We start from the raw sequence: 23,958 nt of genomic DNA on the forward strand, positions 1-23,958 counted from the left end.
GTGTTCACCTGGCGGGCGTGATCAGCCCGCGGCCTTCACGGCGTCGTCGACGAGCTTCTTCCAGCCGTTCGCGTACGGCACGGAGCCGTCGTCGATGGCGGAGACGACCGACTCGATGGCGTTCTTGACCTGGGCGTGCTTGACGCCGAGGAAGATCGGCTGGAGCGAGGCGGCCGACTTGGCGAAGATCTCACCGACGGGGGCGTCGTTGAAGTACTCGTTCTTCGCGCCCTGGACGGCCGGGTCCTGCTGCGCCTGGGTGTTGCTCGGCATGTTGCCGGCGAAGTTGAAGACGCTGACCTCGGCGTCCTTACCGGTCAGGTAGTCGAGGACCTGCGCCGCCTCCTTGGGGTGCTTCGACTGCTTCGGCACGGCGAGCCAGGAGCCGCCCCAGTTGCCGCCGCCGCCGGGCACCGCCGCGACGTCCCACTTGCCCTTGAAGTCCGGTCCGGCGCCGCCGTCGCCGCTGACCGCGCCGAGCATCCACGACGGGCAGCCGAGGGTGGCGAACTGCGACTTCTTCATGCCGGTGTTCCACTCGGGCGTGAAGTTGCGCAGCTTGGCCGTGAGCCCCTCCTGGCTGATCTTCTGGGCGAAGTCGTACGCCGACTTGACCGCCGGGTTCTTGTCGACGATCAGGTTGTTGTCCTTGTCGAAGTAGGTGACGTTGCCGTTCTTGGCACCCTCCTGCACCAGGACCACGTTGTAGAGCGTGTTGGTGCCGTCGACGAACTTCGTGTCCTTGATCTTGTCCTGGAACTTGTGGGCGACCTTGACGAAGTCGTCCCAGGTCGGCCAGAGCTTGCTGACCTCGTCGCGGTCGGCGGGCAGGCCGGCCTTCTCGAACAGGTCACGGCGGTAGCACAGGCTCATGCCGCCGACGTCGGTGCCGAGACCGAACAGCTTGCCGTCGGCGGTGACGCCGTTCTCCCACTTCCAGGCGGCGAAGTCGCTCTTGCGGTTCTGCAGGCCGAGCTCGCCGAGGTCGGCCCACCACTCGGGGTGCGCCTTGGCGAGGCCCATGCCGCCCTCGTCGATGCCGACGACGTCGCCGGCGCCCGCGCCGGACTGCAGCCACTGGATCATCTGCGGCCAGTAGACCTGCTCGAACTGGTCGGTCAGGTTGTCATACTTGATCTGGATGTCCTTGTGCTCGGCGTTCCACTTGTCGACGGCTTCCTTGTAGCCGAAGTTCTTGCCGCCGCCGAACGTCTGGAGCGTGACGGTCACGGGGCCGGCCGCCGCCGAGGACCCGCCGGACGCGGTGTCCGTCCCCTTGTCGTCGGACTGGCAGGCGGTGACGCCGAGGGCCATCGCCGCCACCGCGGCGACCGCGAGCAGCCTGCCGCGGCGCGAGTTTGCAATCATTCCGGACCCCTCTCAGGTGGTATCCCGAATCGTTCGTGGGAGGTGCATCCCAGGCCGGTCCCCGATCTCACGGCCCGCGATCGAAGGTTGTGCTCGGTGCTCCCGCATCGTGTACTCGACACTGTTTGGGAGCGCTCCCACGAAGGGTCCTCTATGAGCAACGTGGGCGTCAATATGCCGAAACCTAACTGTTACTCCCTGGCTGGTTAGAGCTGTTCAATGGGACATATTAGGACATACAACGCTTGGGAGCGCTCCCATTGCCATATGGGCAGAAATGAATAGCGGACGCCCCGAACCTGCGGGGGCGCCCGCCCCTATCCGCTCCGTCGCCTCACCCGTCGGCCGCCGCGGCCGCCGGGCTCACCGGCCCGTCCCGAGGGACACTCCGCCGCCCAGCGAGGCCCCCGTGCCCGAGATCACTGTGCCCGCGGCGTCCGCCAGCCGGCAGGCCGGTCCTGAGCAGGCGCGCAGCAGCGCCAGCCGGGCCGAGAGCGCCGCGGTCAGTCCCGGATCGGCCGTCGCCGCGATGTTGTGCAGCTCCGCCGGGTCGTCCTGCAGGTCGTAGAGCTGCCGCTCCCCGGTCTCGTACTCCACGTACGCGTACCGCCCGGTCCGCAGCATCGCGTACGTGGGCGGCGAGTGCGGCGAGTAGGAGGGGTGGTAGAACTCCGCGAGTACGGTGTCGCGCCAGGGGACGTCGTGCCCGCGCAGGAGCGGGACGAGCGAGCGGCCCTCGGCCGTGGACGGCACCTCGGCCCCGCCCAGCTCGGCGAACGTGGGCGCGAGGTCGACCGTCGACGTGAGCGCGTCGACCACGCCCCCGGCGGGCACGCCCGGCCCGCGCACCACCATCGGCACCCGGATGTCCTCGTCGAAGGGCGTCGTCTTGCCCGGCCGCAGCCGATGCTGGCCGAGGTGGAAGCCGTTGTCGGAGGTGAAGAAGATGTAGGTGTCGTCCAGCCGGCCCGCCCGGGTCAGCGCGGCGACCAGGGCGCCCACCATGTCGTCCACCCCGAGCATGGCGCGCAGCCGGTCGCGGTGGACGCGGTCGATCCGGCGCGTCTCGGCGGCCGACAGCGGCGTGCGCTCGCTGAGCCAGCGGGGCTCGGCGGACAGGTCGGCCTGATCGAACGACGCGGTCCGCGGCGCCTGCTCGCCGGCGAAGGCGGCCGCGTGGCGCGGCGCGTAATGCGCGGGCAGGTGCGGCGCGACCGGGGCGAGGTAGAGAAAGAACGGAGCGTTCCCCCCGGCGGCGGAATCGGTCGCGAACGCCGCGGCCTTGGCGCTCAGCACGTCCTCCAGGTAGTCCTCGGGGGCGTCGCCGTACCGCCGGATCACGCCGTTCTCGTTGAGCGCGTAGCCGTACTCCTGGTAGAGGCGGGTGACGGGGACCTGCCACTCGTCCCAGCCGGGCGGCACGTACGTGCGCGGCGCGCCCTCGGGATAGTTGTTGAGATACTTCCCCATGAGCGCGGTGCGGTAGCCCGCGTCGTGCATCCACGTCCCGAGGGTGGACGCCTCCAGCGGCCGGAACTTCGGGAACCCGCCGGTCGGCGACCGGTTGCTCTCCACCTGGTGGCTGTGCATGTACTGCGAGCGGAGGATCGACGAGCGGGAGGGGCAGCACCAGGGATTGGTGACGAAGAAGCGGGACAGCGTGGTGCCCTGACGCACCAGGAGGTTGGTGATGTTGGGGAACCGGCTCAGATCCGCCGCGTCCAGGTCGTCGGTGAGGATCAGCACGATGTTGGGCCGATGGGCCGCGGGGGCGGGCTCGGCACGGGAGGCGCCGGTGAGCCCGAGGCACAGCAGGAGCGCCGCGGCGAGCCCGGCCCACAGCATTCTCGATCGTCGTGGTTGGGGCACGGCAGCAATCATTGCCACGCGTTCGCCAGGGGAAACGTACGCAGTGTGACCGCGTGACCGCGCCCTGTCCGCTATGTGGGAGACTCTGCCGAATCCCGCGTCGCCGGCCGCCTCGACCGCGAAACGCGGCCGAGGCCCGGCGCCGGCCCGGTCAGCCGAAGGTGGCGGGGTCGGGGCCGAGACGGCGGCCCTCGTCGAGACCGTTGACCGTCGCCATCTCCTCCGGGCTCAGCTCGAAGTCGAAGACCTCGATGTTCTCCTTGATGCGCGACGGCGTCACCGACTTCGGGATCACCACGTTGCCGAGCTGGATGTGCCAGCGCAGCACCACCTGCGCGGCCGTCTTGCCGTGCTTCGCGCCGATCTCGGCCAGGACGGGCAGGTCGAGCAGGCCCCTGCCCTGCCCGAGCGGGCTCCACGCCTCGGTGACGATGCCGCGCTCCGCGTGGAAGCCGCGCAGCTCCCGCTGGGCGAACTGCGGGTGCAGCTCGATCTGGTTCAGCGCGGGGATCACACCGGTCTCCGCGAGCAGGCGCTCCAGCGCGCCCACCGTGAAGTTGGACACGCCGATCGCCCGCACCCGCCCGTCGGCGTACAGCCTCTCCAGGGCCTTCCACGTCTCGACGTACCTGTCCTGCTTGAGAGCCGGCCAGTGGATCAGGTACAGGTCGAGGGTCTCCAGGCCGAGCCGCCGCGTGCTGGCGTCGAAGGCGCGCAGCGCCTCGTCGTAGCCGTGCTGGTCGTTCCAGAGCTTGGTGGTGACGAACAGCTCCTCGCGGGGGATGCCCGAGGCGCGCAGGGCGCGGCCGACGCCCTCCTCGTTGTGGTAGAGCTTCGCGGTGTCGATGCTGCGGTAGCCGTACTCCAGGGCCGTCGCCACGGCCTTCTCGGCCTCGTCGTCGGCCACCTGCCACACGCCGAATCCGAGCTGGGGCATCCGGACGTTGTTGTTCAGGGTGATGACGTTCATGCCCCCTATGCTGCCGCAATGCCCCGTGAAGATCCCTTTGGGGTGTGGAGTCGCTTGCGGAGCCGGCGGCTGACGGCACGGGACTTCAATCACATTTCCGGCCAGGGTCCGTTCACCCTCAGTTCCCGCCGTCGTCGTGTCGGGCGGCTAGGGTGAGCGCGTCGTGAACGTTTCTTTACGGGGCGTGGATAACGAGGGACGGCGCCACGCCGCCGAGCAGGGGCAGGCCGTCGCGTGGGTGGAGTCCCCCCTGCAGCTGCTGTGCGTCGTCGAGGCGCACCACGCGGGGCTGCTCGGGTCCGTCACCACAGTGGTGCCTCGGGCCGGGCTGCCCGCGCTGCGGCTGACCCGCCGCGAGCTCGAGCGCCTCGGGCTCCCCGGGGGGCTGGAGTTCGCCGAGCCGGCCGAGCGGGCTCCCCGGCCGGGCCGCACGTGGGTGGTGGGCGACGCCTTCTCCGGGCGCGTCCAGCTCGCCCTCGTCACGGCCGTCCCCGGCCGCACGGTGCTCGTGGACGACGGGCTTGCCACGATCCGCCTGCTTGAACTGCTGGTCGCGCGGCGCCCGCTGCTGCGCGCCCGCGGGACCCCGGGCCTCGGCCGCAAGGTGCTCGCCGCGGCCGCCGGGTTCCGCCTGCGCACCCGCAGGCCCACGGTGTTCACCGCGCTCCCGGTGCCCGCCGGCCTCGCCGAGGCGGTGGAGGGCACGGGCGCGCGGCTCGTCCGGCACGACTTCGCCTGGCTGCGCGCCCAGCCCGCCGACCGGCCGCCGCCGGAGCGCACGGTCGTGCTCGGCACCTCGCTCGTACGCAACGGGCTCATCCACCGCGACCGCTACCTGCGCTGGCTGGAGCGGATCGACGAGCCCGTCGCGTACTTCCCCCACCGCCGAGAGGATCCCGGGGACCTCGACCGGGTCCGCCGGATCGCCGGGCTGACCGTGTACGACGCCGGGGCGCCCGCCGAGATGACGCTGCGCGACCTGCGGCCGGACCAGCGGGTGCTGAGCCTGCCGTCCACCGCGGTGACCTCGCTGCGCGTCCTGCTGTCGGCGCGGGGCGTGGCGGTGGAGACCGTGGACGTGCCAGAGGACTGGTGGACGGCATCGGCCGCCCCGTCGCTGCGCTCCCACCTCCAGCGCTTCGCGCACGAGCCCCATCAGCATCCGTCCCATCAGCTTTGTCAAGCACCAGAGGCCCCCGAGGTCTCGCGCAACTCCCAGCACGATCCCGGAAAGGTCGCTCCTTGACCCGTCTGCTCGCCGTGGCCGACTCCGACTCGTATCTCAAGTGGGCCGCGGGCCTGCTCGACGCGACTCCGGAGGACTGGGTCACGGATCTGGCCGTCGTCCGCACACCCATCGCCCCCTCGGAGGCGCAGATCGCCGCCGCGGTGAGCGGCACCCGCGCGCAGGGTGAGGGGCTTCCCCCGGTGCTGCCGGCGCGGCAGCTGCGGCGGGCCGCCGAACGGTTCCGGCCCGACGCCGTGCTGCTGGCCTGCACCGGGCCGGTGGTGGACGCGCTGGCGGCGGAGACGCTGGCCGGGCTGCGGCCCCGGCCGGTGCTGGTGTCGGGGCTGCCCGGCATCTCGGTGCCCGCGACGGAGAAGGCCTGGCTGTTCCGCAGCGGCTGCGACCTGTTCGTCGTGCACAGCGGCCGGGAGGTCGCCGAGTTCTCCGAGATCGGCGCGCGGCTCGGCGGGGGAGGGACGGTGGCGCTGGCCCGCCTGCCCTACCTTGACCTCCTGCCCCGCGAACCGGGCGCGCACGACGCCGGGGGCGTACGCGACCGCGTCGTGTTCGCCACCCAGGCCAAGGTGCCGCGCCGCAGGGAGGAGCGGGAGCGGATCCTGCTCGCCCTGGCCGAGCTCGGGCGGGTCCGGCCCGACCTGGACGTGGTGGTCAAGCTGCGGGCCCGCGACGACGAGCGGCAGACGCACAACGAACGTCACCACTATGAGCGGCTGTGGACAGAGATGGAGGCCGAGGGCCGGGTGCCCGCGGGCGCCGTGCGCTTCGCCGCCGGCCCGATGCACGAGCACCTGAGCCGCGCCGCCGGGTTCGTCACGGTCAGCTCGACGGCCGCGCTCGAGGCGATCGCCGGGAACGTGCCGCTGCTCGTGCTGTCCGACTTCGGGGTGAGCGCGGAGATGATCAACCTGGTGTTCGAGGGCAGCGGCTGCCTCGGCACGCTCGACGAGCTGGCCAAGGCGGACTTCCGGGTCCCGGCCGAGGAGTGGTGCCGGGCCAACTACTTCCACGACTCCTCGGCCAGCGACTGGACCGGCCGCGTCGCCGCGCTGGTCGCCGCGGCCCGCGCGGGGACGCTGGAGCCGGCCCGCTCGCTCCTCGACGGTCCCGAGCACGCGGCGGCCCGCCGCCGCGCCCGGATGCGCCTGGAGGTGCCGCCCAAGGTCCTGCGGTACGGCTACCGCGCCAAGCGCCGGATGCGCCGCTACCTCAAGGCGTTCTGAAGCGGCCCCCGCCGGCCCGATCAGCGGGACAGCAGGCGGCGCAGGCGCGACTCGGGGCGGGCCTGCGCGGCAGCCGGGCGCTCGATCAGGCCGAGCGACTCCAGCCTGCGCTTCTTGAAGTAGCGCGCCGGTCCGTGGTCGCTGACGTAGGCCGCCGCGGTCTCCCGCAGCCCCGGGTGGGCCGCGCTCTGCATGCAGTAGCCCACGGCCCCCACCAGGGCGGTGAGGTCGGCGGCGGGCGGCTCGGTGAGCGTGCCGTCGGCCGCCAGCCGGGGCAGCGTGGCGTCCACGATCGTCGCCGGGATGCGGTTGCTGTTCTCGTACGGCGTGAGCCGTTCGAGCACCAGATCGGTGCCGATGGCCGCGACCGGCAGGCCGAACAGCCGGCGCGCGGTCACCAGCGCGGTGGAGAAGCACCCGGCGACCAGTTCGGGACGGTGGGCGGCGAAACACGCCTCGGCGGGCGTCGTCTCGGGGGCCACGAGGAGATCGACGCCCAGCTCCGCGGCGACCGGCCGCAGCTCGCGGGCGTGCCGCCGCCCGGCGGCGGGGTGCGGCTTGAACAGCACGGTCCGGTGGCCGCGCGCCGCCAGGGCGCGCAGCATGCGCTCGTGCAGCGCGGCCTCCTCGGCCGCCGTGACCAGGCCGAGCGCGGACAGGTACTGGCCGAGGACGACCGCCTCGGCGCGGGGAACCTCCTCGGCCGCCTCCGCCACCCCGCCCACCACGCGTGCGAACGACGCGTCCGTCAGGGCCTCGGCCGGCACCCCGTGCTCGGCCAGGAGCAGGGGCGCCAGGCCCGGGGCGAGGTCGAGGTGGAGCAGCCGGGTGATCCGGCCGGCGACCTCCTGGGGGAGCGGATCGCGGGTCGGCCCGTAGCTCATGAGGCCGTCGGAGTAGACCGTGATCGGGCAGTCCTTGACCAGGCCCGCGAGCGTGCGCGACGGGGACACCGCGATCGACTCCAGGACCAGCTCGCCCGGCTCGCCGATCAGCTCGCGCAGCAGGCGGCCGAGCATGGGCGTCTCGATCGAGCGGGGCTTCCAGTCCGACGGGTGCAGCGGCGCGATGATCTCGTTCCAGGACAGGACGCGGTCGAACCTGTCGCGCAGCGCGGCGAACCCCGGCGCCTCGTCCAGCGCCGGGGTGACCTCCGGGATCGCCGCGTTGTTCGACACGAGGAGGACCCGGCCGCCGTCGCGGAACCGCCCCTCGTCGATCGCCGCCGCGAGCGTCATCGCGCCGAACAGCGTGGAGGCGTAGAACAGCGTGGAGTCAGGCACGCGGCTCTCCTGATCGGTAGGGGCCGGGGAGGTAGGGACCCAGCAGGGCGGCCCGCTCGGGCTCCAGCCCGCCGACGGCCTCGGTGAGCGTCTCACGCGGCAGCCGGGCGAGCGCCGTACGAGCCCGCTCGTCGAACCGGGCGCGTACGGCCGGGGTGAACCGGTCGGTCAGCTCCACGTGGTGGGCGAGCAGCGCGCACAGGTTGCGGGCCGCCTTGGGCATATAGCGCGGCTCGGCCTCGCCGAGCACGAGGTCGTAGGCGTCGAAGAAGTGGAGCTGCCGCTCGTCGCCGATTTGCGTGAGCGAGGCCGCGAGCCCCCGCCGGTAGAACACCCCGGCGAGGGAGACCACGGCGTACGACCGGGCCAGGCGGTGCAGCCGCCAGATCCACGGGCGGTCCTCGGCGGTGTGCAGCCCGGCGGGGAAGGTCAGCAGGTCGTCCAGCTCGCGCCGGTAGATCCCGGCCCAGGCGTAGGGGTAGTCGACCATCGTCTTGACGCCGGCCGGCAGGATGCCGTCGCGCGGGTCGAGCACGACGCCGCGGCGCGGCTGCGGCGCCCGGTGCGTCTCCCGTCTGCGGCCCTCGACCTGGACGTGGTCCACCCGGACGAAGTCACACCCGAGCCCGTCGATGGCGGCGACGAGACGGGGCAGGTAGCCGGGCGCGAGCCAGTCGTCGGCGTCGAGGAAGGTGACGTAGCGGCCGGCGGCCAGCTTCAGCCCGGCGTTGCGGGCGCCGGCCAGCCCCAGCGGCACCGGGTTGCGGACGACCGTGAGCCCCGGCAGATCGCGCCGGAAGTCCTCGACGACCTCCGGCGTCGCGTCCGCCGAGCCGTCGTCCACGACGACGACCTCGGTCTCGAACTCGCGCGTCCGGTTGCGCACCAGCGACGTGAGCGCGTCCCCGAGGTACGCCTCGCCGTCGCGGACGGGCACGACCACGGAGAGAGTGATCATGCGGTGGCGCGGCGCAGGCGGGCCCGGGGAGCCTCCTCGCCCGGGTAGACGCGCTTCACGCCGTCGCCGAGGGCGGTCTCGATGATGCGGATGTCGCGGACCAGGTGCTCCAGGCCGGTGGGCTCCAGCGAGGCGGCGTGGTCGGAGCCCCACATCGCGCGGTCGAGGGTGATGTGCCGCTCGACGGTCACCGCGCCCAGCGTCACGGCGGCGAGTGAGATCTGCAGCCCGCGCTCGTGTCCCGAGTAGCCGACCGGCACGCCGTACCGCTGCTGGAGCGTGGTGATCATGCGGAGGTTGGCCTCCTCCGGCGGGAGCGGGTAGGTGGAGGTGGCGTGCATCATCACCAGGCGCTCGGTGCCGAGGATCTCCACCGCCGCGTCGATCTCCTCGATCGTGGACATGCCGGTGGACAGGATGATCGGCTTGCGGGTGGCGGCCAGCGCGCGCAGCAGTTCGTGGTCGGTCACCGAGGCCGAGGCCACCTTGTGCGCGACGACGTCCATGTCCTCGAGGAACTCCACAGACGGCACGTCCCAGGGCGAGGCGAACCAGTCGACGCCGCGCTCCTCGCAGTACTTGGCGATGTGGGCGTACTCGTCCGCGCCGAACTCGGTCCGGATCTTGTACTCCATGTAGGTCATCTCGCCCCACGGCGTCTGCCGGATCTGGTCGCGCTGCTCGAGCGGCACGCAGATCTCCGGGGTCCGCTTCTGGAACTTGACGGCCTGGCAGCCGGCGTCGGCGGCCACGTCGATCAGCTTGCGGGCGATGTCGACGTCGCCGTTGTGGTTGATGCCGATCTCGCCGATCACGTACACGGGCCGGCCGGGGCCGACCAGCGACCTGCCGATCCGCACCGGCCGCGGCTGCCCGAGGTGGCGGGGCACGGTGACGGGCACGGTGACGGGCGCGGCGGGGACGGTCTCCAGCGCGGCGGCCGGGCGGGCCGCGAGCACCCGGTCGGACAGCTCGCGCACGGCTCCGGCGCCCCCGGGGGCCGACAGCACGACGCGGGCGGCGGCGCGCACCCGGGGGTGGGCGTCGGGCACCGCGACCGGCCAGCCGACGATCGCCATGCAGGACAGGTCGTTGACGTCGTTGCCCACGTACGCCACCCGCTCGGGAGCCAGGCCCTCGGCGGCCAGCCACTCGCGCAGCGCGACGTCCTTGGCGCCGAGGCCCTGCACCACCGGCACGCCGAGCTTGGCGGCGCGGGCGGCGACGACCGGGTTGCGCTCGGTGGACAGCACCAGCAGCTTCACACCGGCCCGGCGCAGCAGCGCGATCCCCATCCCGTCGGAACGGCTGACGGCGACCATCTCACGGCCGTCGGAGTCGACGAACGCGCGGTCGTCGGTGTGCACGCCGTCGAAGTCGGTGACGACCGCGTCCACGTCGATCGGCAGCGGCTCGTCCACGAACGGGGCGAGCGCCCGGGCGATCTCCAGGTCCTCGGGGGTGTCGATCTCGACCGCGTGCCGGGCGGGCACCGGCTGGACCGCGACCCTGCCGAAGAAACGGTGGCCGCGCTCGCGCAGGCCCTCGGTACGCATGACGTAGAAAGCGCCGGTCTCGCGGAAGTGGGGCTCGCGGTCCTGGCGGCGCGGGCGCACGGCCGGGTCGTGGTTCACCCCGTGGCCGGCGCCGGTCCAGACGAACTCGTAGGTCTCGGTGCCGGAGAAGACCGAGTCGGCCTCCCCGTCCAGCACCTTCGCGACGGCGGCGTCGAGGTCGCGGGGATCGAGGAACGCGCTGGTGCACTGGACGAGCACGACGATCTCCGGCTGCTCGCCGGAGATCTCAGGGTGGATCTCAGGGTGGATCTCGGACAGGGCGTGCAGCACGGCGGACTCGCTGGAGGCGGTCGAGCCGCTGAGCTCGGCGGGCCGGCGCACGACCCGGGCGCCCGCGGCCTCGGCCACCTCGGCGATCCGGTCGTGGTCGGTGCTGACGACCACCTCGTCCACCAGCTCGGCGCGCAGACAGACGTCCACCGCCCGGGCGACGAGCGGGACGCCGCCCACCTTCTCCAGGTTCTTCAGCGGGACGCCCACCGAGCCTCCACGGGCGGGGACGACGGCCAGCACTCGCACGAGTGACTCCTCTACCTGCGACATCGGGAACCCGTGTGCCCCCAAGGGGGTCGGGTGTCCCGAAAACTAGCCAGCAGGTTCTCCAGTTGGGGGTTACTGGGCTGAACGACCAGGGGCGCGGTCCTTAACTTTGGGTGTCGCCGCACGGGTCGGCGCCGTCGGCGGCGAAATCGTCCGCGGTGCCCGGGGCCAGCGGCAACGTGATCACGAACCGCACGCCGGGCTCGCCGTCCGTGACGTCCTCGACCCGGATGGAGCCGCCGTGGGCCTCCACGACCTCACGGGCGATGGCCAGGCCGAGGCCCGTGCCGCCCCGGTTGCGGCTGCGCGCCGCGTCGGTGCGGTAGAACCGCTCGAAGATCCGCTCGCGGTCCGCCTCGGGGATCGGCCGGCCGTCGTTGCGCACGCACAGGACGGCCTCGTCCTCGGTGCGCGCGACCCGCACGCAGACCACCGTCAGCGCGTGCCGCTCGGCGTTGTCGAGCAGGTTCGCCACCACCCGGGCGAGGTGGCGGCGCAGGCCCCTGACCGTCACCCCCGGGGTGTGATGGAGGTGGGTCGGCAGCCGTTCCGACCGCCGCTCGACCTCGGTGACGACCAGGTGGGACAGATCGACCTCCTCCCGGGCGGTGTCGGGAACCGTGGGAATCCGCGCGAGCAGGAGCAGGTCGGCGACGATCGCCTCCAGGCGCTCGGTGTCGCGCAGCGCGGCGCCGACCGCCTCGGCGGTGTCCTCGGGATGCAGCCCCGCGCTCTCCAGCTGAGCCCGGATCCCGGCGATGGGGGTGAGCAGTTCGTGCGAGGCGTCGGCGGCGAACTGCCGCTGGCGCTGGATCGACGTGTCCAGCCGCGACAGCGCGTCGTTGGCCGCCTGGGCCAGCCGGGAGAACTCGTCGTCGCCGGGCGGCTCGGGCACCCGGCCGCCGGGGTTCTTCTCGGTGATCTCGGCGAGCTCCGACCGGATCGCCTCCACCGGCCGCAGCGCGCGGCCCGTCACCTTGTAGGCCGTCCAGCCCGCCAGCGCGGTGAGCAGCAGGGCCGCCAGGAGCAGCGCCGGCAGCGTGAAGGAGGTGTTGAGGATCGCCGGGGCCGCCCGGCCCGCGTAGACGAGGTTCGAGCCGGGCCCAGGGGAGATTCGCAGCACGGTCACGTAGAGGCAGTCGTGTCCGGCGGGCGAGCAGGCCGTCGTCTGGGTGACCTCGCGGTCGGAGGCCGGGTGTAACGGGCTCAGGCGGGGCAGGTTCCTGGCCGCCGCGCTCTCGGCGAGGACCCGGCCGTCCGGTCCGACGACCTCGATCAGGTCGATGCCGTTCCCGCCGGTCGGTATGGGGTTGCGCAGGCGCCCGTCGCGGATCTGCGCGGCGACGTGGGTGGCGGTGTCCAGGCTCCGGTCCCAGATGCGGTCCGCGACCAGGTCGCGTACGAGCACGTGCACCACGATCGCGAGCGGGATCAGCAGGATCGCCGCCGTCCCGGTGGCGAGGAGTGCCAGCCGGGCTCGCAGCGATGGGGAGCGCCTGGGGAGGAGCATTACCCGAGGCTACTGATGGTCATCTTTAGGGAAACTCGCGACAGCGAAAAGCTCGCCCCAAAGTTGCCCAAAGTCTCTCAATGAGTGACGCCGGGCGCGGGTGCCCGCGCCCGGCGTCACTCCTAGGGCATCACTCCTACGGCGCCTCGGTGAACACCGCGACCGTGCGGGCGGGCACGGTCAGCGTGCCGTTCGCCGGATCCGCCGACGACTGCCGGACCACCGGGTCGTCCGATGCCGCCTGCACGGGGTGCAGCGCGACCCGGGCGCCCTTCAGCGCGGGCACGGCGGGTGCGGCGGTCTTCCCGGTGGCGTTGAACACCACGTAGATCGCCTTGTTCGCGGGATCGACGCCGGTGGCGTCGACGCGCATGACGATCACGCCGGGGGTGCCGGACGGCGGGAAGGAGACCCGCCTGCCGATCTCCGCGGCCGAGCCCAGCGAGAACGCGGGGGAGGAGGAGCGGATCCGCAGGAACTCGCCGAACCTCGCCCGGGCCGCCCCGATCGCCGCGCAGTCCGGCTTCAGCGCGGGGTCGGCCAGCAGGGGCCGCGCGTACGGCCAGCGTGCCTCGTTGTCCTTCGCGGGCGGCAGGCCGCCGCCGAAGCCGTTCCCCTGGCGGCAGTCCCACAGCAGGCGGTTGAACCAGTCGCCCGAGTCGTAGGAGTTGCCGTCGAGCGACTTCGACCGCAGCCGCTCGCTGCCGGCGTGGACGAACGCGGTGCCCTGGCCGAGCAGGACCGTCGCCAGCGACAGCGACTGCATCCTGACCCGGTCGGCCATCGGGATGTCCTTGGGCAGCTTGTAGGCGAGCGCGTCGAACAGCGTCTCGTTGTCGTGGGCGTCCACGTAGGTCACCGTGTCGCCGGGCTCGGCGGCGTAGCCGGCCGGTGTGCCGTTGTAGTCGACCTCCGAGCCCTTGACGGGCGTGCCGGCCGATCCGGTGAACGTGAAGTCGCGCAGGTTGCCCGCGAGCCCGAGCTTGACCAGGTCCTCGTAGTTGGCCAGCCTCTTCGCCTGGTCCGCCGCGCCGCCGTTGGCCGGGGAGCCGTTCGGGTCGCCCGCGAGCCCGGAGCCGAAGCCCTGGGTCGGGGGAAGGGCGTTGTAGGCGCCGCCGCGGACGGCGTCGCGCAGCCGGTCGTTGAAGGTGCCGATCCCGGTGCCGGCCATGTTGGCCTGCGTGGCCTGCTCGAACCGGGCGTCGTCGGTCACCTCGCCGAAGTTCCAGCCCTCGCCGTACAGGAGGATCGACTTGCCGTCCACGCCGTCCTTCCCCGGCGTGAGCGCGTCGAGGGCCTTGCGCACGGCCAGGATGTTCGCCTTCGGGTGGTGGCCCATCAGGTCGAACCTGAAGCCGTCGACCTTGTACTCCTTCGCCCAGGTGACGATCGAGTCGACGACGAGCCGGCCCATCATCGCGTGCTCAGGGGCGGTGTTCGCGCAGCAGGTGGAGGTGGCCACCGTGCCGTCGTCCATGAGCCGGTGGTAGTAGCCGGGGACGACGCGGTCGAGCACGCTGGTGGGGTCCTGCCCGGCGGCGTGGGTGTGGTTGTAGACGACGTCCATGACCACCCGCAGGCCCGCGCCGTTGAGCCCCGCTACCATCTCGCGGAACTCCTTGATCCTCCGGTCCGGGTCGGTCGCGTACGAGCCCTCCGGCACCGTGTAGTGCAGCGGGTCGTAGCCCCAGTTGAAGGAGTCCTTCGCGGCCGTCTCCGCGACGCACGCCTGCTGCCGGTCGGAGTCCGGCGGCAGTGCGGCGAGGTCGCAGCCGGGCTCGGTGCGGTCGGCCTTGCGGTCGGGCACGGTGGCGAAGTCGAAGGCCGGCAGCAGGTGGACGTGGGTCAGCCCGTCCTTCGCCAGGCTCCGCAGCTCGGTCATTCCGGCGCTGCCGGTCTCGGTGAACGCCTTGTAAGTGCCGCGTTCGGCGGCCGGCACGGTGGCGTCGGAGGCCGAGAAGTCGCGCACGTGCAGCTCGTAGATCGACGCCCGGTCCTGGCGCACCGCCGGGGGCTTCCTCAGCGCCGTCCACCCGTCGGGCCGCAGCGACCGGTCGTCCAGGTCGACGATCTGGCTGCGCCCCGAGCCCGCCGAGACCGACAGGCTGTAGGGGTCGGTCACCTCGTTGGTCACGACCTTCCCGGCGGCGGGGGCGTAGACGGTGACGAGGTAGGTGTAGTACCTGCCGCGCCACGACGCCGGGCCGTCGATCGACCACACGCCCGTCGCGTCGTCCCTGCGCATCCGGTGGACCGTCCTGCGATCGGCGGACGGGCCGTCGTAGAGAGCCAGCTCGACCTTCTGGGCGGTGGGCGCCCACACCGACAGCCTGCCGCCGCCGGCCGGCCCCAGAGAGGCCTTGGCGGCCCCGGCGTACAGGTCGTCGAGGACGCCGGGGATCTGCACGCCGGTGGCGGTCAGCAGCGCGCCGGAGGGCCCGCGCTCGATCGCCACGACCTGCCCGCGCAGCGCGTCGCGCACGAGGTCCGCGTCGCGCGGGTCCACCTTCAGCGCGCCGTACGCCGCCAGGTGCGGCCAGGCGGCCTTCTGGGCGTCGGTGAGTGCACCCGGCTCATCGGAAGCACCGGGCGTCAGGCGGATGAGGTGGACGTCCCCGGTCAGGTCGCCCTTCTCGTACGCCAGATCGCCCTTGGGGGAGTAGGCCAGCGCGTAGTGGTTCGCCGCGGCGACCTTGCCCTTCCAGGCGACCGTGTCGCGGTCGATCCACTGCGCCGTGGCCTTCGACAGGTCGGCGTCCGCCCCGGTGGCCGCGGGCTGCGGCAGCAGGTATCCGTCCACACCTGACAGTTTCCACGCCTCGTGGCCGGTCACGCCGAGGTCCAGCGCCTGGTCGGTCTGCTGGTCCTTGACGTCGCCCTTGTGCAGGATCCAGCCGAGCGTCTTCGCGTCCTCCTTGAGCGGCACCTCGAAGTACGCGCCGAAGGCGTCGGTCCCGGCCGGCTTGAGGGGGTCGCCCCACTCGACCGAGCCGGACGCGTCGCCCCAGAAGTGCAGGCCCCAGCCGTCGTAGTCGCCGTCCGCCCGGTGGTAGTGCAGCACCGCGATGTTCCGGGCCGCCGCCGCGCTGTCGTGGATCGCGTTCTCCCCCGCGTTCACGTACGCCTCGGGCAGCCTGGCCGGCACGAACGACTGGTCGGGCCCGGGGTCCTTCGTGTCGCCCTTGTGGATGATGTAGTTCAGCGGCGCGTCGGCGTTCTTCAGCGGCACCCGCCAGAAGGCCCCGAACGCGTCGGTCCCGTCCGGCGGCCGAGGCGAACCCCACTCGGTGCCCGCGCCGTCAGCGAGCGCGTCGCCCCACAGGTGCAGGCCCCAGCCGTCGTACGCGCCGTCGGGGCGGCGGTAGTGGATCGTGGTGTACCCGTCGGCGGCGGCCCGCGAGGCGTACACGTCCGGCCTGTCCTCCACGAGCCACACCTCCCCCGTACGCGCCGGGTTCACCATGCGGTCGCCCTGGTCCTTCGTGTCGCCCTTGTGGGTGATCAGGCCGACCTCGGTGGCGCCCGGCTTCAGCTTGAGCCAGGCGAAGCGGCCGAACGCGTCCTCGCCCTCGAAGGCGACGGGCGAGCCCCACTCGATCGTCTGGTCGATGTCGCCCCAGGCGTGCAGGCCCCAGCCGTCGTAGTCGCCGCTCTCGCGCTTGTAGTGGACCACCAGGTAGTCGCGCTTGACCGCGCCCGGCTGCTCCTCGGCGGGCTCAGGCCCGGCCGTGGCGGTCGCCGTGGCGCCCCTGTAGCGGCCCGCCGCGTCCTTGACGACGGCCTTGTACGTGAGCGGGGTGCCCTCGGGCACGCCGGTCAGGTCGTGGAACACCCGGTAGGTGTGCCCGTTGGGGGCGTCGTCGGTGCCGAGCACCCGCCACGGCGCGTCCCCGGCCTTGACGGCGAACGTGACCTGCGCGAACCCGTCCCCGGGCACCTCGGCGGAGATCGCCACCCGTCCGTCGGCGGCCGTGCCGCGCAGCGTCGCGCCGGGCAGTGTGAGGGAGATCTGCGGCGCTCCGGCCGGGGCGGCCAGGGCCTTGTCCGCCCGGTAGACGACGGCCGACAGCGGCGGCACGGTCACGGCCAGCTTTCCGTCGGCCGCGCTGGTGAGCCGCTCCGTCCCGCCGTACACCTGGGTGAAGGAGGCCCCGGGCGAGTACGTCGGGATCTGCACGGCCTTGGCCGCCGCGCCGTTGTTGAGCGCCACGACGAACTCGACCCGTTCCTTGGCCCCGATCCGGGAGAACGCGAACACGTTCCCGCTCGCCAGCCGCACCACCTGGGCGCCGTCCGCCAGCGCGGGGTAGCGGTCGCGCAGCCGGGCCAGGTCGGCGATCGACGTGTAGAGGGGGTGGGTGGTGACGAAGTTGGCGGTCGCGTGGGTGGCGGAGGTGCCGATGAGGTCGTCGTCGAGGTAGTCGGCCGTCTTCGAGGCGAACATCGGCTGCCGGGCGTCCTTGTCGCCTCCGCCGCCGGTGAAGCCCTGCTCGTCGCCGTAGTACACGACCGGCTGGCCGCGGGTCAGGTACATGAGCTGGTGGGCCAGGCGGTCGCGGGAGAGCAGCGTGGCGTCGTCCGCGGAGGGGTCGTCCTGCTTGAGGAAATACCCGATCCGGCCCATGTCGTGGTTGCCGAGGAACGTCGGCAGCGACGAGGCGTTGGAGTCGGCGTCGGTGAAGTAGTCGTCCGCGGCGTACAGCCTGCCGAGGCTCGCGGCGTCGCCGCCGCTCGCGTACGAGCGCGCCGCCTCCTGGAAACCGAAGTCCAGCGTGGCGTCGAGCGTGCCGGTGGTGGTGTAGCGGCTCTCGAACGCGGGGTCGGAGCTGTAGACCTCGCCGAACATGAAGAACGTCGAGTTGCCGAGCTTGGCGGCGTAGCCGTGCAGGGCGGGCGCGAAGCGCTGCCAGAACTCCATGTTGACGTGCTTGGCGGTGTCGATCCGGAAGCCGTCGACGCCGGTCTCCTTGACCCACGTCTTGTAGATGTCGGTCATGCCCCTGACGACCTCGGGCCGCTCGGTCCACAGATCGTCGAGACCGGAGAAGTCGCCGTACTCGGAGCTCTCGCCGGAGAAGGTCGAGTCTCCACGGTTGTGGTACATCGTCGGGTCGTTCAGCCAGGACGGCACCTTCGACTTGGCCGTCACCACCGGCGTGTACGGGAACGACTCGGCGGTGACCTTCGGGAAGTCGTCGCGCAGGGCGTAGTCGTGGTCGTCGAAGGCCCGGCCGGAGGCGTCCACGTAGGGGTAGGCCGCCTTGCCGCGATAGCCGTACGTCTTCTCGGCGTAGTCGACGAGGTCGGCGGTGTGGTTGGTGATGATGTCGAAGAACACCTTCATGCCGCGCTTGTGCGCCTCCTTGACGAGGCTCTTCATCTGCGCGTTGGTGCCGAGGTGCGGATCGATCCTGGTGAAGTCGGTGATCCAGTAGCCGTGGTAGCCGGCGCTGGCGTTCGCCCCTGTGCCCTGCACGGGCCGGTTCTTGAACGACGGAGTGAGCCAGATGGCCGTGCTGCCCAGGCCCTTGATGTAGTCGAGCTTCCCGATCAGGCCCGCGAGGTCGCCGCCCTGGTAGAAGCCCTTGTCTGTGGGGTCGAAGCCGGTCGTCAGCCGGTCGCCGGACAGCCCGCCCCGGTCGTTGGAGGGGTCGCCGTTGGCGAACCGGTCGGTCATCGCGAAGTACAGCCGCTCACGGGTCAGGTCCGTGCGGAGGGCGTCGCGGGCGAGTTCGGCGTCGGACGGCGCGGCCGCGGCGGTCGCGCCCGCCGCAGCCGTGTCCGCCGCGGCCGTGCCCGCCGTAATCAGGGCCGACGCCGCCGGCGGAGGCATCAGTGGGAAGGCGATGAGCGCGGCGGCGAGTGCCGCGACGACGGGCACGCGCGTACGCCGGTGCTGGGGGGTCACCATGGCCCGGAAGCTACTGTTGGCCCCTGGTTCATGCAAGGCATTGCTGCAAGTTCCAGAAAAATTGCAGCCATTCCGTGACCCACCGCCGTAACAGCCGCGAAACGTGTGTCCGACACTGTTGGTGTCGTTTAAAAGTGGGGGCCGCACGAGAAGGAGGTGGTGGGGATGTTGCTGCGGCTGCGGGTCTCGCTCCCCGACCGGCCAGGGGTGCTCGGCCAGGTGGCGCGCGCGTTCGGGGTGATGGGCGCGGACATCCTGCAGGTCACCGTGCTGGAGCGGCAGGCGGGCCGCGCGGTGGACGACTTCACCGTCTCCTGGTCGGGCGTCTTCGAGCCCGGCGAGCTGCGCGAGCGGATCGGCGTGGTCCCCGGCACGCGGGTGGAGGCCGTGTGGCCGACCCGGGAGGTGCCCGGATCGACCCCCGACTACGACCTGCTCGGCCACGTCGCCGCGGAGCCCGACCGGGCGTACGTCACCCTCGTCGACGCGGTGTCCGACCTGATGAGCGCCGAGTGGGCGGTGGCGGTCGACTCGGCCGACGGCACGATCGTCCACGGGAGCTGGCAGGCGCCGGAGAAGGTGCCCGCGGCCGACCTCACCCCGCTGCGCGCGTCGGCGTTCGAGGAGGGCGGGCTGCACCTGGCGAGCGTGCCGATGGACGGCGTCCACCTGGTGGTGGCGCGCTCCCAGGGGCCCGCGTTCCACCGGGCGGAGCTGGACAAGATCGTCCGCTTGGTGAGGATCGTCTCCGTGCTGGCCGGCGGTGTCAGCCGTCCGGTGTGAGGGGCGTCAGCGGCGTGGGGGGTCGATGCGGTTGCCGTCCATCGTGAACAGCATGAGCCGGGAGACGTCGACGGCGACCCGGCCGTGGTCGCCCGCGCGCCACACCGGGCGGTTGCCGAGCCTGACGATCAGGTCCGCGCGGCGGTGCGTGCCCGACTGCGAGATCGGCACCGGTTCCTCCTCCACCGGTGTGGAGCCGTTCAGCAGGCGGCGCATCATCGACCGCGCCTTGCCGGCGCCCGCCGCGCCGTTCAGCTGGCGGCGGTCCGGCGGCTCCGGCACGTTGACGGCCGGAATCCCGGCCTCCAGATAGGCGAGCCACTCGTGGCCGTGATACTCCAGCGTCCTGACCCGGCCGAAGAAGGTCGGCCCCTCCGTCTTCTCCGGCACCGGGACCAGCCCGTCCGGCCGGATCCCCACGATGATCTGCATGCCGGTGTGCTGCGACACCGCGTACGCACGTGGATCGGTCCAGGGCATCGTGATCTGGTGAGGGCCGAAGTCGAGCATGATGAACTGGTTCTGCGGGGTGCGCACGGTCGCCGCGAGCAGGTTGAGCTGCTGGGAGTTGAGGAACGCGGCGGTGAACGCGGTCGCGGGGTCGTTGTAGACCTGCGCCGGGGTGCCGATGTCCTGCAGCACGCCCCGGTTCATGATGGCGATGCGGTCGGCCAGGGTGAGGGCCTCGACCTGGTCGTGCGTCACGTAGATGGTGGTGACCCCGAGGGCGCGCACCAGCGACGAGATCTCCATGCGCAGCTCGGTGCGCATGCCTGCGTCCAGGTTGGACAGCGGCTCGTCCATGAGGAACAGCGAGGGCTGGCGCACGATCGCGCGGCCCATCGCCACGCGCTGGCGCTGGCCGCCGGACAGCGTGCCCGGCCGCCGGTCCAGCGTCTCGTCGATGTGCAGCGCGCGCGACAGCTCGACGACCCGCTGCTTGACCATCGTGGGGTCCGCCTTGGCGATCTCCAGAGGGAACGACAGGTTGCCGCGCACCGTCCGGTGGGGATACAGGGCGCCGTTCTGGAAGACCATCGCGACGTCCCGGTCCCGGGGCGCGAGGTGGTTGGCGAGCTGCCCGCCCAGCCACAGGTCGCCGGAGGTGATCTCCTCCAGGCCCGCGATCATGCGCAGCAGCGTGGACTTCCCGCAGCCCGACGGCCCGAGCAGGACGAGGAGTTCACCCTCGTCCGCGCGCAGGTTCATGCGGTCGACCGCGAGGTACCCCCCCGGGTAAATCTTCGTCACATTGTCGAGGACGACGGTGCTCATGCGCGCTCGTTCCTCCCGGGCAGGCACGCCCGGATCCCCAGCCTTCGGTGTGAATGATGAGGTAGTACATCGCGTCGCGGGCACTCGTGTCCATACGTGTCGTGAAAGATCCGGCATCTACGTGCAACTTCTCGTTACTCCCGACTTTCCCCTGTGCTAAAGACGACTGTCAGGGCCGCGCCGTGACCTCCCGGCCGCCCTCGGGGAGGCGTCAAATGTAACGAAATTACTGAAAGTTTCTGTAAGGCCTTTCATCCCGTTCGCACCCCTGTTACGTTCCGCTCAAATCCCCCTGAGCAAGGAGTGCGACGCAGATGAGGCGAGTCCTCACGTCCGCGGCGGTGGCCGCGGCGCTCGCTTTGGCGGTCACCGCCTGTGGCGACGGTTCCGGCGACGCCGGATCGGCCCCGGCCGAGAGCGCCGCCCCCGCCGAGGTGGCCGGCACGGTCACCTGGTGGGACACCTCGGACGCCACGACCGAGGGCCCGGTCTTCCAGGAGATCATCAAGGACTTCGAGGCCAAGTACCCGAAGATCAAGGTCAACTACGTCAACGTGCCGTTCGCGGACGCGCGGGACAAGTTCAAGACCGCCGCGCAGTCCGGGTCGGGCGCGCCCGACGTGCTGCGCACCGACGTGGGGTGGGTCGCGGAGTTCGGCTCTCTCGGCTACCTCGCACCGCTGGACGGCACCCCCGCGGTCGACAAGCCCGAGGAGTTCCTGCCCGTCCCGGCCGCCAGCGGCAAGTTCAACGGCAAGACGTACGGCGTGCCGCAGGTGACGGACACCCTCGGCCTCCTGTACAACAAGGAACTACTGAAGAAGGCGGGCTACGACGAGCCTCCGGCCACGATGGCCGACCTCAAGAAGGTGGCGCTCGACGTCAAGTCGAAGACCGGAGCCGGCGGCATCGCCCTGAACGTGGACGCCTACTTCCTGCTTCCGTTCATTTACGGCGAGGGCGGCGACTTCGTCGACGTCCAGAACAAGAAGATCACGATCTCGTCCCCGCAGAGCGCGGCTGGGGTGAAGATCGTCGAGGATCTGATCACGTCCGGCGCCGCCGTCAAGCCCGCGCTGCAGGACAGCTACACGAACGCGGAGACCGCGTTCAAGGACGGCAAGGTCGCGATGATCTTCAACGGGCCGTGGTCGAACGCCGACAACCTCGGTGGCAAGGTGTTCAAGGACAACCCGGACAACTTCGGCGTCGCCCCGGTCCCGGCCGGCTCGGCGAAGGCGGGCTCGCCCCTGGGCGGCCACGACTACACCGTGTACGCCGGTTCCAAGAACCTCGACGCGTCGTACCTGTTCGTCCAGTTCATGGACAGCGCGGAGAGCCAAGCGAAGATCGCCGGCAAGCTCGGCCTGCTGCCGACCCGCCAGCCCGCCTACAGCGCCTCCGAGGCCACGGCCAACCCGAAGATCGCCCAGTGGCAGAAGCCGATGGAGACGGCCGTCGAGCGTCCGTGGATCCCCGAGGCCGCCTCGCTGTTCCAGCCGCTGGTCGAGGGCTACCAGAAGCTCGCCGGCGGGCAGACGACGACCGAGCCCATGCTCAAGGACGTCGCCACCGCCTACCAGGGCATCCTCAAGGGCTGGAGCCTGTAGGCCATGACGGCTGACGTCGTCGCGACGAGAAGGGCCGCGCCCCGTTCAGGGGCGCGGCGCCTCCTGTCGCGTCACTGGTACGCCTGGGCGATGATCGCGCCGGTCGTCATCGTGATGCTGGTGCTGGTCGGCTACCCCCTCGTGCGAGGCGTCTACCTGTCGCTCACCGACGCGACCGAGGGCAACATGGGCCGCACGATCGGGATGAACGTCATCCCGTCCACCTACGAGTTCGTGGGCCTGAAGAACTACACCGACATCCTCACGTCCTCGGAGTTCCTCGGCCGGCTGACCTGGACGGTCGTGTGGACCGTCGTGTGCGTCGCCCTGCACGTGGGCATCGGCCTCGGCCTGGCGATGCTGCTGAACCGGCCCATGCGGCTGCGCTCGCTCTACCGCATCCTGCTCGTGCTGCCCTGGGCCGTGCCGGCCTTCGTGTCCGCCTTCATCTGGCGTTACCTGCTGAACGGCGAGTTCGGCGTGGTCAACGCCATGCTGCGGGCCGCCGGGTTCGCCGGGATCGCCTGGCTGGACGACCCGTTCTGGGCCAAGGTCTCGGTGATCGCCTGCAACGTGTGGCTGGGCGTGCCGTTCATGATGCTCGCGCTGCTCGGCGGCCTGCAGGCCATCCCGCGCGAGCTGCACGAGGCCGCCGAGGTGGACGGCGCCACGCCGTGGCAGCGCTTCCGCCACATCACGCTGCCGGGCCTGCGCCCGGTGTCGAGCACGGTCGTCCTGCTCGGCACGATCTGGACGTTCAACCAGTTCCCGGTCATCTTCCTGCTGACCAAGGGAGGACCGGGCGGAGCCACGGAGATCCTCGTGACGTACGCCTACCGCCAGGCGTTCGAGGGCATCAGGAACTACTCGGGCTCCGCCGCCTGGGGCATGGTGATCCTCGCGCTGCTCGTCGTGCTGGCCACGGTCTACCGGCGCGCGCTCAGGCGGCAAGGGGAGGCATGGTGAGCCAGGCCGCCCCCGCCCGCGCCGGCGCCTGGAGCCGCGCCAGGCGCAGCCCCGGCAAGTCGATCGCCCTGCACCTCACGCTGATCGCGGCGAGCATCGTGTCGGTGTTCCCGGTCGCGTGGCTGGTGCTGACCTCGCTCAAGCCGCGGACGGTCATCGAGACCGCCTCGGTCGCGCCCGTCGACCACCCCACGCTCGCCAACTACACGCAGGTCCTGGGGGAGACCCGGTTCCTGACGTGGGCCGCCAACTCCGTCATCGTCTCGCTCATCACGGCCGTGCTCGGCGTGCTGCTGTCGGCCACCACCGGCTACGCGGTCAGCCGCTTCCGCTTCCCCGGCTTCCGCTCGGTCATGTGGATGCTGCTGATCACGCAGATGTTCCCCGTGGCGATCCTGATCGTGCCGATCTACAACCTGATGGCCGGGCTCGGGCTGATCAACCAGTTCCCGTCCCTGGTCATCGCCTACCTCACCTCCACCGTGCCGTTCTGCGCGTGGATGATGAAGGGCTACTTCGACACCGTCCCCGTGACGATCGACGAGGCGGGCCGGGTGGACGGCCTGACCCCCTTCGGCACGTTCTGGCGGCTCATCCTGCCGCTGGCCAAGCCCGGCCTGGCCGTGGCCGCGTTCTACTCGTTCATCACCGCCTGGGCGGAGGTCGCGTACGCGACCGCGTTCATGACGGGCGACGACAAGTACACGCTCGCGGTCGGCCTGAGCCAGTTCGTCGGCCAGCACAAGGCGGAGTGGGGCCTGCTCACGGCCTCGTCGGTGCTGATCGCCATCCCGGCGACCGTCGTCTTCCTGCTCGTCCAGCGCCACCTCGTCACCGGCCTGACGGCCGGCGCGACGAAGGCGTGACCC

General features: G+C 71.5%; 15 protein-coding genes. 6 read left to right on the forward strand and 9 right to left on the reverse strand.

Features of this window, described 5'->3' with window-relative positions; all coding sequences use genetic code 11:
* Window positions 1-21 precede the first annotated feature (21 nt).
* The 3 genes from ACQEVJ_RS17935 to ACQEVJ_RS17945 form a co-directional block, all read right to left on the reverse strand.
* On the reverse strand, window positions 22-1,368 hold the full coding sequence (locus ACQEVJ_RS17935) for an ABC transporter substrate-binding protein (protein ID WP_433102344.1): 1,347 nt from the start codon (window positions 1,366-1,368) through the stop codon (window positions 22-24).
* 363 nt (window positions 1,369-1,731) lie between these two features.
* Complete coding sequence (locus ACQEVJ_RS17940; RefSeq protein WP_433102346.1) at window positions 1,732-3,237, reverse strand: sulfatase family protein; 1,506 nt, start codon at window positions 3,235-3,237, stop codon at window positions 1,732-1,734.
* A 151-nt stretch (window positions 3,238-3,388) separates the two neighbouring features.
* Window positions 3,389-4,207 (reverse strand): aldo/keto reductase, encoded by an 819-nt coding sequence (locus ACQEVJ_RS17945; protein WP_433102348.1) that lies wholly within the window; start codon window positions 4,205-4,207, stop codon window positions 3,389-3,391.
* 184 nt (window positions 4,208-4,391) lie between these two features.
* On the opposite strand from ACQEVJ_RS17945, the gene ACQEVJ_RS17950 reads away from it, so the two are divergent.
* A complete protein-coding gene (locus ACQEVJ_RS17950; RefSeq protein ID WP_433102350.1) occupies window positions 4,392-5,453 on the forward strand; it encodes a hypothetical protein in 1,062 nt (353 codons plus the stop codon).
* Window positions 5,450-6,676 carry a DUF6716 putative glycosyltransferase gene (locus tag ACQEVJ_RS17955; protein ID WP_433102352.1) on the forward strand — a complete coding sequence of 409 codons (1,227 nt, stop codon included), beginning with the start codon at window positions 5,450-5,452 and terminating at the stop codon, window positions 6,674-6,676. The genes ACQEVJ_RS17950 and ACQEVJ_RS17955 overlap by 4 nt, the downstream gene beginning before the upstream one ends.
* A gap of 20 nt (window positions 6,677-6,696) precedes the next feature.
* Here the strand turns inward: ACQEVJ_RS17955 and ACQEVJ_RS17960 are convergent, their stop codons facing one another.
* The 5 genes from ACQEVJ_RS17960 to pulA form a co-directional block, all read right to left on the reverse strand.
* Window positions 6,697-7,959: a polysialyltransferase family glycosyltransferase gene (locus tag ACQEVJ_RS17960; protein WP_433102354.1), complete on the reverse strand. Its 1,263-nt coding sequence runs from the start codon at window positions 7,957-7,959 to the stop codon at window positions 6,697-6,699.
* On the reverse strand, window positions 7,952-8,917 hold the full coding sequence (locus tag ACQEVJ_RS17965) for a glycosyltransferase family 2 protein (protein WP_433102356.1): 966 nt from the start codon (window positions 8,915-8,917) through the stop codon (window positions 7,952-7,954). Before ACQEVJ_RS17965 ends, ACQEVJ_RS17960 begins: the two co-directional genes overlap by 8 nt.
* Window positions 8,914-11,013: an N-acetylneuraminate synthase family protein gene (locus ACQEVJ_RS17970; RefSeq protein WP_433102358.1), complete on the reverse strand. Its 2,100-nt coding sequence runs from the start codon at window positions 11,011-11,013 to the stop codon at window positions 8,914-8,916. Before ACQEVJ_RS17970 ends, ACQEVJ_RS17965 begins: the two co-directional genes overlap by 4 nt.
* A 124-nt stretch (window positions 11,014-11,137) precedes the next feature.
* A complete protein-coding gene (locus ACQEVJ_RS17975) occupies window positions 11,138-12,544 on the reverse strand; it encodes a sensor histidine kinase (protein ID WP_433102360.1) in 1,407 nt (468 codons plus the stop codon).
* Window positions 12,545-12,680: 136 nt separating this feature from the next.
* Window positions 12,681-18,455: a pullulanase-type alpha-1,6-glucosidase gene (gene pulA, locus ACQEVJ_RS17980; protein ID WP_433102362.1), complete on the reverse strand. Its 5,775-nt coding sequence runs from the start codon at window positions 18,453-18,455 to the stop codon at window positions 12,681-12,683.
* Window positions 18,456-18,620: 165 nt separating this feature from the next.
* Here pulA and ACQEVJ_RS17985 point away from each other — a divergent pair, with 165 nt between their 5' ends.
* Complete coding sequence (locus ACQEVJ_RS17985; RefSeq protein WP_433112816.1) at window positions 18,621-19,238, forward strand: amino acid-binding protein; 618 nt, start codon at window positions 18,621-18,623, stop codon at window positions 19,236-19,238.
* A gap of 6 nt (window positions 19,239-19,244) precedes the next feature.
* Here ACQEVJ_RS17985 and ACQEVJ_RS17990 read toward each other — a convergent pair whose 3' ends face one another.
* Window positions 19,245-20,513, reverse strand: coding sequence for an ABC transporter ATP-binding protein (locus tag ACQEVJ_RS17990; RefSeq protein WP_433102364.1), 1,269 nt, complete (start codon window positions 20,511-20,513; stop codon window positions 19,245-19,247).
* Between the two features lie 314 nt (window positions 20,514-20,827).
* Between ACQEVJ_RS17990 and ACQEVJ_RS17995 the strand changes: the two genes are divergently transcribed.
* Genes ACQEVJ_RS17995 through ACQEVJ_RS18005 form a run of 3 tightly spaced genes read left to right on the forward strand, consistent with a single transcriptional unit; the run spans window position 20,828 to window position 23,955 of the window.
* Entirely contained in the window at window positions 20,828-22,123 is a 1,296-nt protein-coding gene (locus ACQEVJ_RS17995) for an extracellular solute-binding protein (protein WP_433102366.1), read from the forward strand.
* Between the two features lie 3 nt (window positions 22,124-22,126).
* Window positions 22,127-23,089, forward strand: a complete 963-nt coding sequence (locus ACQEVJ_RS18000; RefSeq protein WP_433102368.1) for a carbohydrate ABC transporter permease — start codon at window positions 22,127-22,129, stop codon at window positions 23,087-23,089.
* Window positions 23,083-23,955, forward strand: coding sequence for a sugar ABC transporter permease (locus ACQEVJ_RS18005; protein WP_433102370.1), 873 nt, complete (start codon window positions 23,083-23,085; stop codon window positions 23,953-23,955). The genes ACQEVJ_RS18000 and ACQEVJ_RS18005 overlap by 7 nt, the downstream gene beginning before the upstream one ends.
* The last annotated feature ends 3 nt before the right edge of the window (window positions 23,956-23,958 follow it).

This window comes from Microbispora sp. CA-102843, from assembly GCF_050936215.1.
In the GTDB taxonomy this organism is placed as follows: Bacteria; Actinomycetota; Actinomycetes; order Streptosporangiales; family Streptosporangiaceae; genus Microbispora.